The following is a 13,049-nucleotide window of genomic DNA, read 5'->3' on the forward strand; positions in this document are numbered from 1 at the left end:
AATGAAATTCAAACTGGCTACACTTCTTGGCGCCGCTGCGGCGCTTGCCATTTCGGCAGTGGTTGCACAGGCGCAGACCACGCTGAAATGGGCGCACGTCTATGAGACGTCCGAACCATTCCATACGGAGTCCGTATGGGCGGCGGAAGAAATCGCCAAGCGCACCAATGGCCGTTACAAGATTGACGTGTTCCCAGCATCTCAGCTTGGTAAGGAAGCTGACATCAACCAGGGATTGAAGCTCGGCACAGTCGATATCATCATTTCGGGTTCAAGCTTTGCTGCCCGTGATTCCAAGCCGATCGGCGTTACCTATTTCCCCTATATCTTCCGCGATTCCGACCATCTGATCGCCTATACCAAAAGCGATGTCTTCAAGCGGCTTGCCGCTGGCTATGAGGAAAAGACCGGCAATCATATTGCATCGGTCAGCTATTATGGCACGCGTCACACTACCGCCAACAGGCCCATCGCCAAGTGTTCGGATATGGCCGGGTTGAAAATCCGCGTCCCGGACGTTCCAGCCTATCTGGCAATGCCGCGTGCCTGCGGCGCCAACACAACACCAATCGCTTTTGCCGAAGTCTATCTGGCATTGCAGAACGGCACTGTCGAAGCGCAGGAAAATCCGCTGACGACGATTGAGGCCAAGAAGTTCTTCGAAGTTCAGAAGAACATCATTTTGACCGGCCATATTGTCGATCACCTGAATACCGTCATTTCCAAGCAGCTTTGGGCCAGCCTTAGCGACGAAGACAAGAAAATCTTCGGCGATGTGATGCAGGAAGCCGCCGAAAAGACCACCAAGACGATTGCGGCTAGGGAAAAGGAACTTGTTGCGAGTTTCAAGGAGCGCGGCCTGTCAGTCACCGATGTCGACAAGGCTGACTTTGAAAAGACCGTTCTGGAGAAGGTGAAGTTTGAAGACTTCGGTTACGAAAAGTCCGACTGGGAAGCCATTCGCGCCATCAAGTAACCTATCAGTCTGGCCGGGCAGCCTTGGCTCCCGGCCTCTTTTTCTGCCCTGAGGACGGAGACAGCCATGTCCAAGGAAGTTCATACACAGATCACAGCGGAAGAAATTGCCCATTCATTCGAGGATGCGGCGCCGGTTATTAACCTGCGCGAATACGCCGTAGAGGATTGGCTGACGCTCGTCGTCTTCTGGCTGATGACCGGCTGCGTTTTCTTGCAGTTTTTCACACGCTATGTCCTCAATGACAGCTATGCCTGGACTGAGGAAATCGCCATCAACTGCTTGATCGGCGTCGTGTTTCTCGGCTCTGTCATGTGTGTGCGTGTTTCCCGCCATATTCAGGTAGACGTGCTCTACCACTATCTGCCTGCTCCCATTGCCCGCATTCTTGCAACTTTTGTCGATCTCGTTCGCATTGGCTTCTTCGTTTACGCTGTATGGTTGATGTGGCGCTATGTCGAGATTGTTGCCGACGAAATGATGGTGACAATCGATCTGCCGCGCAACATCGTTTTTTACGGGGTTCTCTTATCTTTCGTCCTGATGCTGCTTCGTTCCATTCAGGTTTTTATTGCCAATATCCGCCGTGGCTATTCCGTTCTGGAACGTCCCGAAGAATTCCAGAGCATCGAGGGCTGATCAATGTTGCTGCTTGTTGGTTCATTTCTACTATTGATGATTGTCGGTGTGCCGGTCGCAATTTCGATGGCCGTGGCGTCAGTGCTCTATCTCGTGTTTTTCGGTGTTGCACCCGACATTATTGTCGCCCAGCGCATGATCGCCGGGGTTGAGAGCTTTCCGCTGCTCGCCGTGCCGTTTTTCATTCTTGCCGGCAATCTGATGAATTCGGCCGGTGTGACAGGCCGCATCTATTCCTTTGCGGTTTCGCTTGTGGGATGGATGAAGGGCGGACTGGCGCAGGTCAATATTATTGGCTCGGTAATCTTTTCTGGCATGTCGGGAACGGCACTGGCCGATGCCGCCGGTATCGGCACAATCGAAATCAAGGCGATGAAGGATCATGGCTATCCGGTGGAAGCAGCGGTTGGCGTTACGGCAGCTTCGGCAACGCTTGGTCCTATTTTCCCGCCATCCCTGCCTTTCGTTATCTATGGCATGATGGCCAATGTTTCCATTGGCGCGCTGTTTATGGCCGGTATCGTCCCGGGCATTGTCATGACCGTCTTGATGATGATTACGGTTGCTATCTTCGCCTATGTGAAACGCTGGGGTTCCGACACGCCATTCGAACTCAAGAATCTGCTTGAAGCGTCGCTGGAAATCGTCGTCGTCGCCTGCGTGCCAGTCCTCATCTATCTGCTCACGCTTACCGGCTTGTCTATAAATGCTTCGGTCGGCATTGCACTTGTGGTTCTGCTGGCTGCCGACTGGTATTTCGACTTTTCCGCCGTCATGGCACTGATGACACCTGTGATCCTTATTGGCGGCATGACCATGGGTTGGTTCACGCCAACCGAGGCAGCAGTTGCCGCAGTTCTCTGGTCACTATTTCTTGGGTTGGTACGCTATCGTACAATGACAATGGCTAGTCTCGCCAAAGCGAGCTTTGATACAATCGAGACCACCGCTTCCGTGCTGTTTATTGTCACTGCCGCTTCGGTTTTCGCTTGGCTCCTGACGGTCAGTCAGGCGGCGCAGCTTCTTTCTGCGGCCATCCTCTCGATTACCGACAGCAAATGGGTGTTCCTGATACTGGTCAATATACTGATGCTGTTTGTCGGTTGCTTCCTCGATACCATTGCGGCAATCACAATTCTTGTGCCGATCCTTTTGCCGCTGGTCTTGGGTTTCGACATTGATCCGGTTCATTTCGGACTGATCATGACGCTTAATCTCATGATCGGTCTGTTGCATCCGCCGCTAGGCATGGTGCTGTTTGTACTGTCCCGCGTCGCGAAGCTTTCCGTGGAGCGAACCACCATGGCAATTCTGCCCTGGCTGGTGCCGCTCTTCATCGCACTGATCGCCATTACCTTCATTCCGGCGATTACACTTTGGCTCCCAACCCAACTAGGCCTGATAAAATGAGTAATAAAGGTATCGCTGCCACGCTTTTTGCAGCGGAAGATCTCCGCGTCGTTGACATTGAACTTGGAGAACTCGCGCCCAATATGGCGCGGGTCAAGTTCGGTGCCGGCGGGATATGTGGCTCTGACATGCACTATTTCCGGCATGCAAAGACGGGCGATTTCGTGGTCACTTCGCCGCTCATTCTCGGCCATGAAGTTGCCGGTGAGATCATCGAAATCGGCCGCGACGTTACTGGTATTGCCGTTGGCGACCGTGTTGCGGTCAATCCGTCGCGCTGGTGCGGAACCTGTGCCTATTGCCATGAGGGACGCCCGAACCTTTGCGAAAATATCTATTTCATGGGTTCTGCATCCAAGACGCCTCACATGCAGGGCGGTTTCGCCAGTGTGTTTGACGCGGTTGCCGCGCAATGCGTCAAAGTCCCGAACGATCTGCCATTCCAAGCTGCGGCATTGGCTGAGCCGCTGGCAGTCTGCCTGCATGCCGTACGCCGTGCCGGTCATGTGAAGGGCACGTCAACAATCATCTTTGGCTCCGGGCCAATCGGACTGTTGACATTGCTGGCACTGAAACATGCGGGGGCGGAATCCGTGACAATGGTCGATATCGCGGCTGCCCCGTTGAAGTTTGCCGAAGAGCTGGGCGCAGACCAGATCGTCGATGTCTCCGGCGGAGAGGAAAGATTGGCCGAAGTTGCTGCGGCAACACCATTCGACATTGCTTTTGAAATCTCGGGCACCCCTGCAGGGCTTGCCTCGGCCATTCGCACGGTGCGGCGTGGTGGCACAGTCGTTCAGATAGGCAATCTTGCCGGTGGATCAATTCCCGTGCCTGCCAATGCGGTCATGTCCAAGGAACTCGATCTGATCGGCACATTCCGCTTTGGCGATGAATTCTTCGAGGCTGTGGAATTGATTGTTGAAAACAAGATTGATGTCCTCAAGCTGGTAACAGGCGAATACAAACTCGCCGACGCGCCAGAGGCCTTCCGTACGGCGCTGGACAGGTCGCGCAGCGTCAAGGTTGTTCTGACAGCCTGATGCTCATGCGACCGCTTGGCGTTGCCGCTGAAATCAGCTAACAAGGCGCATCTGGTCCAACCACAATATGCCGCGAGTATCCATGTTTTTGCATTCTGTCGTGAAATTCGTAGCTGTGTTGGGTCTGACCTTAAGCGTTGCAAGTGGATGCACGACGGCAACGTCGCTCGATTCCGTTGGGGCAATTACGCCAGCCCCAACGACTGAAAAATCCGCTGCCATCGTGGTTGATGGCAGCACGGGTGCCGTGCTTTATCAAGCGGGTGCCGATCTGCCGCGCATACCGGCATCGCTTACCAAAATGATGACGCTTTATCTGACATTCGAGGCGTTGCAATCGGGGCGGATCAGCAAGGATACGCAGATACCGATTTCGGCTCGTGCGGCCTCGCAGGCACCAAGCAAGCTTGGTCTTAAACCCGGCAGAACGATTGATGTGGATACTGCAATCAAGGCGCTGGTGGTTAAATCCGCTAATGATGTTGCCGTGGCTTTAGCCGAGTATCTGGGCGGAACTGAAGAGCAATTTGCGGCACAGATGACCGCAAAAGGCCGACAGCTCGGTATGCGCGGCACGATTTTTCACAACGCTTCCGGGTTGCCCGACGCGCAGCAGATTACCACTGCGCGAGATATGGCTTTGCTGGGCTTGTCTTTGCGTAAGCATTATCCGCAGCAATATCATTACTTCGGAGCACAGGATTTCATGTTCGACGGCAAAATCATCCGTGGACATAACCGTGTTCTGGCCCAGTTGAACGGCGCAGATGGCATCAAGACAGGCTATGTTCGCGCCTCCGGTTTCAATATCGTCACATCGATCAGTGATAATGGCCGCCAGCTCGTCGCTGTCGTGATGGGCGGCGAAACTGCCAGACAGCGCGATGCGCAAGTTGTAAGTCTTGTTAATGCCTATCTGCCGCAAGTCGCACACAAGTAGTCTTATCAGGACGGTTTCTCCGCAGGGTTGAAAAACACCCCCTTGCTGTTGCATGGTCTGTCCAGCGCGACTCATTTTCTGGGTTACGGAATGGTTGTGGAGAGACGCAGATAGATGTGGTCCCATTTCGTCACGTTTCGCAGCAAGGCTACGGCCTGGCTGACAGCAGGGCTTGGTTCATTCGCGGCGTTGGGGCTCGCCTTTGTATTGGGAGCATTTGAAGCGGCTGAAAAGCCGCAGCTTCCGCAAATTACAGCCGGTCAATCCATGGAGGCGGGAAAGTGGCTTATCAAGCCTCTTTCAATTCGGGTAACTGACCAGAAAGTTTACAGTACGACACCGAAGGACGGGCAAAAGGCGATCATCCTTGAAGTGGAATTGATGAACCGCACGATCGAGTCCGATAGCGGCTATTACAAAATCTTTCAATGGCCTGCCAATATTGCAGAAAAGACCGAACAACCGATGGTCTATCTTACGCGCGATGAATCCATGTCGCCAAATCTGCAACCCGGGATGCCGGAGAAAATGGTTTATGTCTGGCTGATGCCCAGCGATGTGGTGGCGGGCAATGATGTTGAACTGGCAATTGAGGCTTGGGGATTCAAGCATCGCAACAATTTGACCGGAACGCCGGGGTGGGGGAGCAAAAGCATTGTGGGTTCGGTGCGCTTGCCGCTGCAAAGGGAGCAGGGCTGATGCGCCGCTTGGCGAATATTGCCGTCATCCTTGTGGCGGTGGCCTTGCTGTACGGCATGTGGGTGACGAAACCGCGTTATGGCGAACTCACAGGGCCGATTGCTGCTTATGGCAAGATGCATGATCGAGTGCACACACGCGAATTTGACGTAACGCTCAATCAGGTGATTTTTGCGCGCGAATTGACTTATACACAGTTCGGAAAAGAAAAGGTGCTTACGACCTCCGGTCTTTGGGCGGTCGCCTTGGTAGAGCTTGCTGCAACAACCAAAAGTACGGGCGTTTCAACGGCCATCTGGCGAGGACCTACCGGCCTCAGATTTGCACAAAGCAATCGCGTTGGCTGGTTGCCCGGACAACCGCCTTACATGCTCGAGCCCGGATTGCCGAAACAGGTGCAACTGGCGTTTGAGATATTGCCTGATCAGGTCAATGGCGCGACGCTGCTTCTATCGGCGCAGATGAAACCCTCATTGGATTCCGAAGCGCGGATCAAAATCGACGACTTCAAAAAATTCAATGATGGCCTGCCGTTGATCGTCGATCGTTTCGACATATCACGTCCACAACCGGCTGCGGGAAGCTGACGCGATGGCCGTGACGGATCATGATACCCAACCTTCCGAGCGACGCTGGCGCCGCCGCGGCCTGTGGGCCCTGCTGGTGATTGTCCCGGTCTCATTGTTCACCATCAGTTATGGCGACTATTTGGAAATGAGCCGTTATACCGATCTATACCCCACTGAAGTGGCTGCGGGTGAGGTCAAGCATTATGGTGGCAGCGCCTGGCAGTTTTACGGGACGCGGAAGGTGCAAGAGGGCATTCGCCCCGGCTCGCTGCCCGCAGGTTCCGTGCCTGTGATTGCAAGATTTCTCGTGGAGATCGGCGATACCAATTTGCAGGAGCGATGGCTCATGTGTGCAATCCGACTGACAGACAAGGCTGGTCGCTCGTGGTCTCCAACGTCCATTCCCGGAATGCGCCCTGCAAAAGAGGGTATCCAGACATGCACGTCGGCCATATTTTCAGGAGCGGAAAAAGGCACAAGAATGGTGATCGAAGAGCGGTTCCTCGTGCCAAGCGATGTGGCAGGTGAATTGCGACCGACATTGGGTGTCTATAGCGAGCGGCCTTATTATCTGAGGTTCGCCCGCACCGAATAGATCAGATTGGCTTCGCCACAAGGCTGGTGTCCGATTGAGGCTCTGTCTTTCTCATCGAGAAGGCTGTTTCCAAAATTGCAGCGAGGAAGCAGATGCGCAAGGGCTCCACGAGCAGACCGGTGGAAGAATCCTGCATCGGGCTGCCCAACAAAAAGACAATCGCATTGCCAGCAAATTCCCAAACCCTGCCGGGTTGCGGGCCGATTATATGGGCTGCGCCCAGCCACGCCCAAGCGGCCACCCACTCGATAAAGCGATAGCCGAGGATGAGCGTGACGATGAGCAGCAGCCCGGAATTCAGTGTCAGCCGCACGCCATTGGCGATTGGAAGATAACGCGAGCGGTAGCCGCTGACGAAGTGATTGATAAAGTCTCGGATAAATTTAGGCACTGCCTGGTAGCGTTCGCCAAAACGCTCGACCCGGTGATGCACCCGCATGAGTTCTGTCTGGTCACGAACATCATAGCCATAGACCAGCGCAATCATGACCAGCCAGATCACGGGTAAAAGCGCGTGGAAAAACAGGTTGGTGGCAATTGTGCCAAAGCTTTCGGGAATCTGTTCTACCGGGATCATTGTCGCCGCATAGGCAACCGAAACAGGTTGCGCGATCCCGGCAAGCAATTGCTCAAACCATGACCATAGTTTGCCATTGACCAGTGCCTGCATCCAGTCATCTTTCCAGCGGCTGACAATGTAGAGACCGATGAAAATCCAGTTGGTTTCGCAAACCACAATGACGATTTCCCAGAAAGATCGCTTTGTGCGTTCTTTCATGGTCTTGGCAAACCAGCGAACAAGCCAGGAGAGCGCAACGGACAGCAATATCCATTTGGAGTCTAGGACATCCAAGACATTGCCATTTCCGCCAAAGGGCATCATCGACAGGGCCAAACGGGAATATTGGCGAACCGTATCGCCAAGAAAACCCCAGGCTGCATAATAGGCAAAGAACGGGATAAGGGCGACAGCGATAATCGTCGTCAAACGGGAAAATCCGGAGCCGCTGCCCGCCGCTGCCTTGTCGGATTGTGCTTGGGCAGCGCTGACAGAAGGCAGTCCCGGGCGCACAATCTGGATCATGGAAACAGTTGTTACCAGCTGCGTAAGCGCAACGAGGGTCAACACGCCAAGCCCGGCATAATGGTTCATATAGGCTGTTTTGACGGCCAGATACATCAATATATGGGAAGCAGTAAGTCCCAGAAGCACCACCGCCACCAATTGGGGCCAGAAGCGCAACCAGAGCTTGAAAGTCAGCTTGATGGGCAGTGCCACTTCGGCCAGCATGAAAAACCTCTTGCGAATCTCATGCTGACCTTACCGATTTTTACAAGGCTGCCAAGTTTTGAGCCTGTCAGGCGTGGGCGAGAACCCGGGCAGACTCGCGTCGGTCGAGCATCTGGCTCCAAAGGGTAAGGCCAAGCGCACCGATAACAAGCAGCGAGCCAACCCAGGGTGTGGCACCAAGGCCAAGCGGCGAAGCAACGACAATGCCGCCAAGGAAGGCACCACCGGCAATGCCAAGGTTGAAGGCAGCGATGTTCAGCGCCGAAGCCACGTCAACCGTTTCAGGTGTATGGATCTTGGCGAGTTGCACCACATAGAGCTGGAGGCCGGGCACATTGGAGAAGGACAATGCCCCCAGTGCAGCAAGTGTTACCAAGGACCAGACAGGCGAGATGGCGGTAAAGGTAAAGACTGCCAGAGTGATGGCCTGCAACAGGAACATGACAGAAAGCGCCTTGACCGGATTGCCATCGGCAACACGTCCACCGACCATATTACCGACAGCAATCGACAGACCGTAGAGAACGAGGATGAGGGCTGACTGTGGAATTGGCGTAGCCAGTGATCTGCTCCAGAACAGGCGCAAGGAATGTGAACATCACAAAGGTGCCGCCATAGCCAAGCGCGGTCATGGCAAAGGCAAGCAGAAGACGGCCACTGCCCAGAACACGAATCTGATCAATGATGCGGGCAGGGGCGGCTTTTGCGATCTTGGATGGCAAAAGGAATGCAATGGCAAGGAATGCGATGACGCCAAGCACGGTTACGGCCCAGAAGGTTGCACGCCAGCCAAGTTGCTGGCCGATAAATGTGCCGAGTGGAACACCTGTGACGATAGCAACAGTCAGGCCGAGAAACATCATGGCGATTGCTGAGGCACGGCGATTGGGTGCAACCAGATCAGCGGCGATTGTTGCGCCTACCGAGAAGAACACGCCATGGGCAAATGCGCTGATGACGCGGGCGACGAGCAATAGCTCATAGGTAGGCGAGAGTGCTGCCGCCGTGTTGCCGACGACGAACAGGGCCATGAGACCGAGCAGCAATGGCTTGCGCTCGATTCTGCCTGTGAGGGCGGTCAGTATGGGTGCGCCGAAGGTGACGCCAAGCGCATAAACGCTGACGATAAGCCCGGCGAGCGGCAACGTAATGTTGAGATCTGTGGCAACTGTGGGCAAGAGGCCGACAATGACGAACTCTGTCGTTCCGATGGCATAGGCGCTGATCGTCAGCGCCAGAAGTGCGAGAGGCATGATCCTATCCTTTGATTGGATGCTGCGTTAAGCCAGCCCTCAAATAGAAATTACTGATGGCCGGTTGGTTGCCCCCAATATGAGCCATCGCAATTCCATTGATAATGACCAGATCATGCTCAATGGTTATGAATTCAATTCACAGATAGGTCTAAACGCGACTGCGGCACCTCCTCGGTTGAGGAGATGCCGCGTTCCAATAGCAAAGTTGGTGAGAGTTAATCCCACTTTGGAGCAAGATGACCCGGATTGACAATCCGTCCATCTGGCTTGGCAAGTGCATGCAGGGCCTGCATTTCTTCATTGGTCAGTTCGAAATCAAAGATCTCGAAATTGCTCTTGGCGCGTTCTTCGCTGACAGTTTTGGAAAGCGTGATGACGCCTTCTTGCTGAATGAGCCAACGCAGAACAACCTGCGCTTCGCTCTTGCCATGGGCTGCGGCGATTGCCTTGATGACCGGATCGCCAATGATTTTGCCATCGGCCATGGCATAATAGGCGGTGATGCTCATGCCGCTATCCCGCGCGGCCTTCAACACAGTGCTTTGATCGAGATAGGGGTGATATTCCACCTGATTTGTCACGATCGGAGCTTTGCTCAACTTGACTGATTCAGCCATGAGGGCTGAACTGAAATTGCTGACACCGATATTACGGACCTTGCCCGCATCGCGGACTTCGTTGAGCGCTCCAATGCGCTCAGCCAGAGGCACATCGCTCTTTGGCCAATGCAGCAACAGGAGGTCAACATAGTCTGTCTTTAGTTTCGACAGGCTGTCATCGACCGATTTGATGAAATCATCATGCTTGTATTTATCGACCCAAACCTTGGTGGTCAGGAATATATCGCCGCGCGAGACGCCGGAGTTCTTGATTGCTTCACCCACCTCAGCTTCATTGCCGTAGATCTGTGCGGTATCAATATGGCGATAGCCGAGCTTCAGAGCAGCGGGAACCATGCGAAGCACATCCGCGCCAGGCATACGGAACGTGCCAAACCCGATTGCCGGAATTTTGGCTCCATGAGCGCTTACATTGAACATTCTTTATTCCTCTCATTTGCGGCAGCTACAAAATCTCATGATCCAAAGCCTCATATGGGCTTAAACAGCCAGTGTGATAATTCCTTGTTATCGACCAGCTGTTGTGAAATTAATTCATAAGCGGTAGCGGGGTCTGATATGGATAATAGAGCCGGAGAAATGGACGTCTTCGTGACGGCGGTTGAATTGGACAGTTTTTCTGCGGCAGGCAGAAAGCTTGGCCTTTCGCCATCGGCGGTCAGTAAAATGATCCGCCGTATCGAGGATCGGCTCGGTACACGCTTGCTCGTACGCTCAACACGCTCATTGCAATTGACGCCTGAAGGCGAGATTTACCGCCAGCGTGCGCTACGGATCATTTCTGAAATAGAAGAAACCGAGCGTGTCGTCGCCTCTGGTGCATCGGTCGCGCCGCATGGATTGTTGCGGGTCAATTCGTCGGTTGCGGTCGGTCAATTTCTCATCCTTCCGCTTATGCCGAAATTTCTGGAGTTATACCCCGAGGTAGAACTTGATTTCACCCTGAGCGAGCGCGTGGTCGATCTTATCGGCGAGCGAGCAGATATCGCAATTCGCGTTGGCCCGATGCGCGACTCGAACCTGAAAGCACGCAAACTGTGTGAAAGTCGCAAGGTTGTAGTTGCATCTCCGGACTACATTGCAAGGCGAGGCAGGCCCAAGCAGCCAGCCGATCTAGAGAAGCACAATTGCCTGAATTTCAATTTCCGCCGCGCTCTTGAGGAGTGGCCATTCAAAAATCGCGATACCGGTGAAATCGAGCGGATGGGTATTTCCGGCAATTTTCTGGCGAGCAGCGGCGCAATCGTGCGGCAGATGTGTCTGGCTGGGTTGGGCATAGCGCGCCTCGGATATTTTCATCTGGCCGATGACATAGAAGCTGGTCGGCTGGAGGTCATTCTGGAGGATTACAATGCTGGCGATATGGAGCAGATCAATGCTGTATTTGTCGGGCATGATTACCTGGCTACTCGCGTGCGCACATTTATTGATTTTCTGGCGGAGAATATGCCGAAAGCATAGGAACCAAATTCGCGGCGGCGCATTACCGGAGACGCAAATTTTCCAAACAAGGAGATGACAATGGCCGATGTGATTGAAACAACAGCCTCCGCGATCACTGCCGGGGTCAATCTTGTAAAAACAATCAAGGAAAAATTCGGTTATACGGTCGAAGATCTCGCAATTGCCAGCGGCCTGACCGTGGAAGAGCTCAATGGTATCGAGACGGGCGCTGAGGCCGAGCCAAGCAAGTTACATCGGATAGCGCATTCGGTTGGGCTGCCCGACGTGACACCCCAGATTCAGCATTAATTAGCAATATGGGCTGTCTTTCGTGCCGGATGCAGGCGAATATGCAGCCATGACAGAAGATGGAAAGATACAAAACACTGGGGTCGCGCGGCTCAAGCAGCATGCCGATCTGGTTCAGCAGCTTGTAAAGCAGGTTCCCGCGGCCCTTTCAAAGCCCAGCCTTACGCTGGAACAGGTTTCCAGGCTGCACCGGGTAATTCAAAAAGGTGTCGATGATTTCAAGGAGGTTCAGGAACTGGTCAACAAGCCGGGGCTTGACGAAACCTATAGCCGCGCCGCTGGCAGCCTTGCAAAAATCTGGTCGCATCTGTCCTCTGCTGCGGAAGCGCGAATGCAGGATCTGGCCAAGAATGACGCCGATAAATCAGACATGCAGAAGCCCGACGAATAGACCTCTCTAGGACTTGCGATTCTTGAGGTTGAGCAAATTGCCCGAAAGGATCAGCGCCGCGCCGATGGCAGTATAGACATCGATATGTTCGGAATAGACCAGCCAGCCGACGATTGCGGTGAGGGGCACGCGAAGAAAATCCATGGGAATGACCACAGTGGCATCGGCATAGAGCAAAGCTTTCGCCATGCAGAAATGCGAGAATGTGCCGGTGAAGGCAATAATGATAACCCATGGCATGACGTGTAGGCTCGGCCATTGCCAGCTATACAGGGCAGGTAAAAGACCGATGCCCGACTGAATGACCAGCATCCAGAAAATGATCTTGACCACGCTTTCCGTGCGCGTCAGAGATTTGACCATAGTGAAAGAAATCCCGAAGGTAAAAGCGGCGCCAAGCACGATCAATTGACCGATTTCAATGGTGCCGATACCGGGGCGAACGATAATGATCACGCCGATAATTCCAAGCGCTATTGTAAGCATGCGCCAGATATTGAGCCGCTCGCCCAAAAACGCCACGGCCATGATCGCGGTCCAGGCTGGCGTGGTGAATTCGATTGCAATGAGCTGCGCCAAGGGGATCATTGACAGCGCCATCAACCATGCAAACTGACCGGCATAATGTGCAGTATTACGGCCCAAATGCTGCCAGATGCGGCTGGTTCGCATCGCTCTTATACCGCCCGATGAGCGGATAAGCGGATAAAGCATGGCGAGGCCGATCAACGACCGCATCTCCATGATCTGAAAGACATTCAGCTCTTTGGAAGCTTCGCGGCCGGAGACCGCCATCAGAATGATGGCTGCCAGCGATCCGGTCATCCAGAACGCAGCCTTGATATTGGACGGCGGCACTTCCATGAAT

The 13,049-nt window shown here is 53.9% G+C and carries 14 protein-coding genes and 1 pseudogene; 11 read left to right on the forward strand and 4 right to left on the reverse strand.

Translation table 11 applies throughout. The features are described from left to right. The first annotated feature begins 1 nt into the window (after window position 1). The 8 genes from QFZ34_RS14595 to QFZ34_RS14630 all read left to right on the forward strand — a co-directional run bounded on the left by QFZ34_RS14595 (window position 2) and on the right by QFZ34_RS14630 (window position 6,871). Window positions 2-976: a sialic acid TRAP transporter substrate-binding protein SiaP gene (locus QFZ34_RS14595; RefSeq protein ID WP_115051489.1), complete on the forward strand. Its 975-nt coding sequence runs from the start codon at window positions 2-4 to the stop codon at window positions 974-976. Between the two features lie 66 nt (window positions 977-1,042). Next, window positions 1,043-1,615, forward strand: coding sequence for a TRAP transporter small permease (locus tag QFZ34_RS14600; protein WP_307282249.1), 573 nt, complete (start codon window positions 1,043-1,045; stop codon window positions 1,613-1,615). Between the two features lie 3 nt (window positions 1,616-1,618). Continuing rightward, entirely contained in the window at window positions 1,619-3,025 is a 1,407-nt protein-coding gene (locus QFZ34_RS14605; RefSeq protein WP_115051487.1) for a TRAP transporter large permease, read from the forward strand. Then, window positions 3,022-4,068, forward strand: coding sequence for an L-idonate 5-dehydrogenase (locus tag QFZ34_RS14610; RefSeq protein ID WP_307282251.1), 1,047 nt, complete (start codon window positions 3,022-3,024; stop codon window positions 4,066-4,068). Before QFZ34_RS14605 ends, QFZ34_RS14610 begins: the two co-directional genes overlap by 4 nt. Window positions 4,069-4,150: 82 nt before the next feature. Beyond that, window positions 4,151-5,008: a D-alanyl-D-alanine carboxypeptidase family protein gene (locus QFZ34_RS14615; RefSeq protein WP_307282253.1), complete on the forward strand. Its 858-nt coding sequence runs from the start codon at window positions 4,151-4,153 to the stop codon at window positions 5,006-5,008. 114 nt (window positions 5,009-5,122) lie between these two features. Further along, window positions 5,123-5,707: a hypothetical protein gene (locus QFZ34_RS14620; protein WP_115051484.1), complete on the forward strand. Its 585-nt coding sequence runs from the start codon at window positions 5,123-5,125 to the stop codon at window positions 5,705-5,707. Beyond that, window positions 5,707-6,294 carry a hypothetical protein gene (locus QFZ34_RS14625; protein ID WP_307282257.1) on the forward strand — a complete coding sequence of 196 codons (588 nt, stop codon included), beginning with the start codon at window positions 5,707-5,709 and terminating at the stop codon, window positions 6,292-6,294. The genes QFZ34_RS14620 and QFZ34_RS14625 overlap by 1 nt, the downstream gene beginning before the upstream one ends. A 4-nt stretch (window positions 6,295-6,298) precedes the next feature. Further along, the gene (locus tag QFZ34_RS14630; RefSeq protein ID WP_307282258.1) at window positions 6,299-6,871 is read left to right on the forward strand and encodes a hypothetical protein; all 573 of its coding nucleotides are present in this window, start codon (window positions 6,299-6,301) and stop codon (window positions 6,869-6,871) included. A 1-nt stretch (window position 6,872) separates the two neighbouring features. Here QFZ34_RS14630 and QFZ34_RS14635 read toward each other — a convergent pair whose 3' ends face one another. The 3 genes and pseudogenes from QFZ34_RS14635 to QFZ34_RS14645 all read right to left on the reverse strand — a co-directional run bounded on the left by QFZ34_RS14635 (window position 6,873) and on the right by QFZ34_RS14645 (window position 10,458). Continuing rightward, window positions 6,873-8,162 (reverse strand): hypothetical protein, encoded by a 1,290-nt coding sequence (locus tag QFZ34_RS14635; RefSeq protein ID WP_307282260.1) that lies wholly within the window; start codon window positions 8,160-8,162, stop codon window positions 6,873-6,875. Window positions 8,163-8,229: 67 nt separating this feature from the next. Further along, a pseudogene (locus QFZ34_RS14640) lies at window positions 8,230-9,415 on the reverse strand (MFS transporter). A 218-nt stretch (window positions 9,416-9,633) separates the two neighbouring features. Then, a complete protein-coding gene (locus QFZ34_RS14645; RefSeq protein ID WP_307282263.1) occupies window positions 9,634-10,458 on the reverse strand; it encodes an aldo/keto reductase in 825 nt (274 codons plus the stop codon). A 138-nt stretch (window positions 10,459-10,596) separates the two neighbouring features. On the opposite strand from QFZ34_RS14645, the gene QFZ34_RS14650 reads away from it, so the two are divergent. Genes QFZ34_RS14650 through QFZ34_RS14660 form a run of 3 tightly spaced genes read left to right on the forward strand, consistent with a single transcriptional unit; the run spans window position 10,597 to window position 12,181 of the window. Continuing rightward, a complete protein-coding gene (locus tag QFZ34_RS14650) occupies window positions 10,597-11,499 on the forward strand; it encodes a LysR family transcriptional regulator (protein WP_115051478.1) in 903 nt (300 codons plus the stop codon). Between the two features lie 60 nt (window positions 11,500-11,559). Further along, a complete protein-coding gene (locus tag QFZ34_RS14655; protein ID WP_115051477.1) occupies window positions 11,560-11,790 on the forward strand; it encodes a helix-turn-helix domain-containing protein in 231 nt (76 codons plus the stop codon). Window positions 11,791-11,839: 49 nt separating this feature from the next. Beyond that, window positions 11,840-12,181, forward strand: coding sequence for a hypothetical protein (locus QFZ34_RS14660; RefSeq protein ID WP_307282268.1), 342 nt, complete (start codon window positions 11,840-11,842; stop codon window positions 12,179-12,181). A 6-nt stretch (window positions 12,182-12,187) separates the two neighbouring features. Here QFZ34_RS14660 and QFZ34_RS14665 read toward each other — a convergent pair whose 3' ends face one another. Continuing rightward, on the reverse strand, window positions 12,188-13,045 hold the full coding sequence (locus QFZ34_RS14665; protein WP_307282270.1) for a DMT family transporter: 858 nt from the start codon (window positions 13,043-13,045) through the stop codon (window positions 12,188-12,190). Window positions 13,046-13,049 lie beyond the last annotated feature (4 nt).

The sequence above is a fragment of the Phyllobacterium ifriqiyense genome, from assembly GCF_030817885.1.
GTDB classification, from domain to species: Bacteria; Pseudomonadota; Alphaproteobacteria; order Rhizobiales; family Rhizobiaceae; genus Phyllobacterium; species Phyllobacterium ifriqiyense.

What these genes read in the sequence shown, in the direction of transcription:
- QFZ34_RS14595 (WP_115051489.1), top strand. Translation starts at nt 2, where the DNA reads ATGAAATTCAAACTGGCTACACTTCTTGGCGCCGCTGCGGCGCTTGCC.
- QFZ34_RS14600 (WP_307282249.1), top strand. Translation starts at nt 1,043, where the DNA reads ATGTCCAAGGAAGTTCATACACAGATCACAGCGGAAGAAATTGCCCAT.
- QFZ34_RS14605 (WP_115051487.1), top strand. Translation starts at nt 1,619, where the DNA reads ATGTTGCTGCTTGTTGGTTCATTTCTACTATTGATGATTGTCGGTGTG.
- QFZ34_RS14610 (WP_307282251.1), top strand. Translation starts at nt 3,022, where the DNA reads ATGAGTAATAAAGGTATCGCTGCCACGCTTTTTGCAGCGGAAGATCTC.
- QFZ34_RS14615 (WP_307282253.1), top strand. Translation starts at nt 4,151, where the DNA reads ATGTTTTTGCATTCTGTCGTGAAATTCGTAGCTGTGTTGGGTCTGACC.
- QFZ34_RS14620 (WP_115051484.1), top strand. Translation starts at nt 5,123, where the DNA reads ATGTGGTCCCATTTCGTCACGTTTCGCAGCAAGGCTACGGCCTGGCTG.
- QFZ34_RS14625 (WP_307282257.1), top strand. Translation starts at nt 5,707, where the DNA reads ATGCGCCGCTTGGCGAATATTGCCGTCATCCTTGTGGCGGTGGCCTTG.
- QFZ34_RS14630 (WP_307282258.1), top strand. Translation starts at nt 6,299, where the DNA reads ATGGCCGTGACGGATCATGATACCCAACCTTCCGAGCGACGCTGGCGC.
- QFZ34_RS14635 (WP_307282260.1), bottom strand. Translation starts at nt 8,162, where the DNA reads ATGCTGGCCGAAGTGGCACTGCCCATCAAGCTGACTTTCAAGCTCTGG.
- QFZ34_RS14645 (WP_307282263.1), bottom strand. Translation starts at nt 10,458, where the DNA reads ATGTTCAATGTAAGCGCTCATGGAGCCAAAATTCCGGCAATCGGGTTT.
- QFZ34_RS14650 (WP_115051478.1), top strand. Translation starts at nt 10,597, where the DNA reads ATGGATAATAGAGCCGGAGAAATGGACGTCTTCGTGACGGCGGTTGAA.
- QFZ34_RS14655 (WP_115051477.1), top strand. Translation starts at nt 11,560, where the DNA reads ATGGCCGATGTGATTGAAACAACAGCCTCCGCGATCACTGCCGGGGTC.
- QFZ34_RS14660 (WP_307282268.1), top strand. Translation starts at nt 11,840, where the DNA reads ATGACAGAAGATGGAAAGATACAAAACACTGGGGTCGCGCGGCTCAAG.
- QFZ34_RS14665 (WP_307282270.1), bottom strand. Translation starts at nt 13,045, where the DNA reads ATGGAAGTGCCGCCGTCCAATATCAAGGCTGCGTTCTGGATGACCGGA.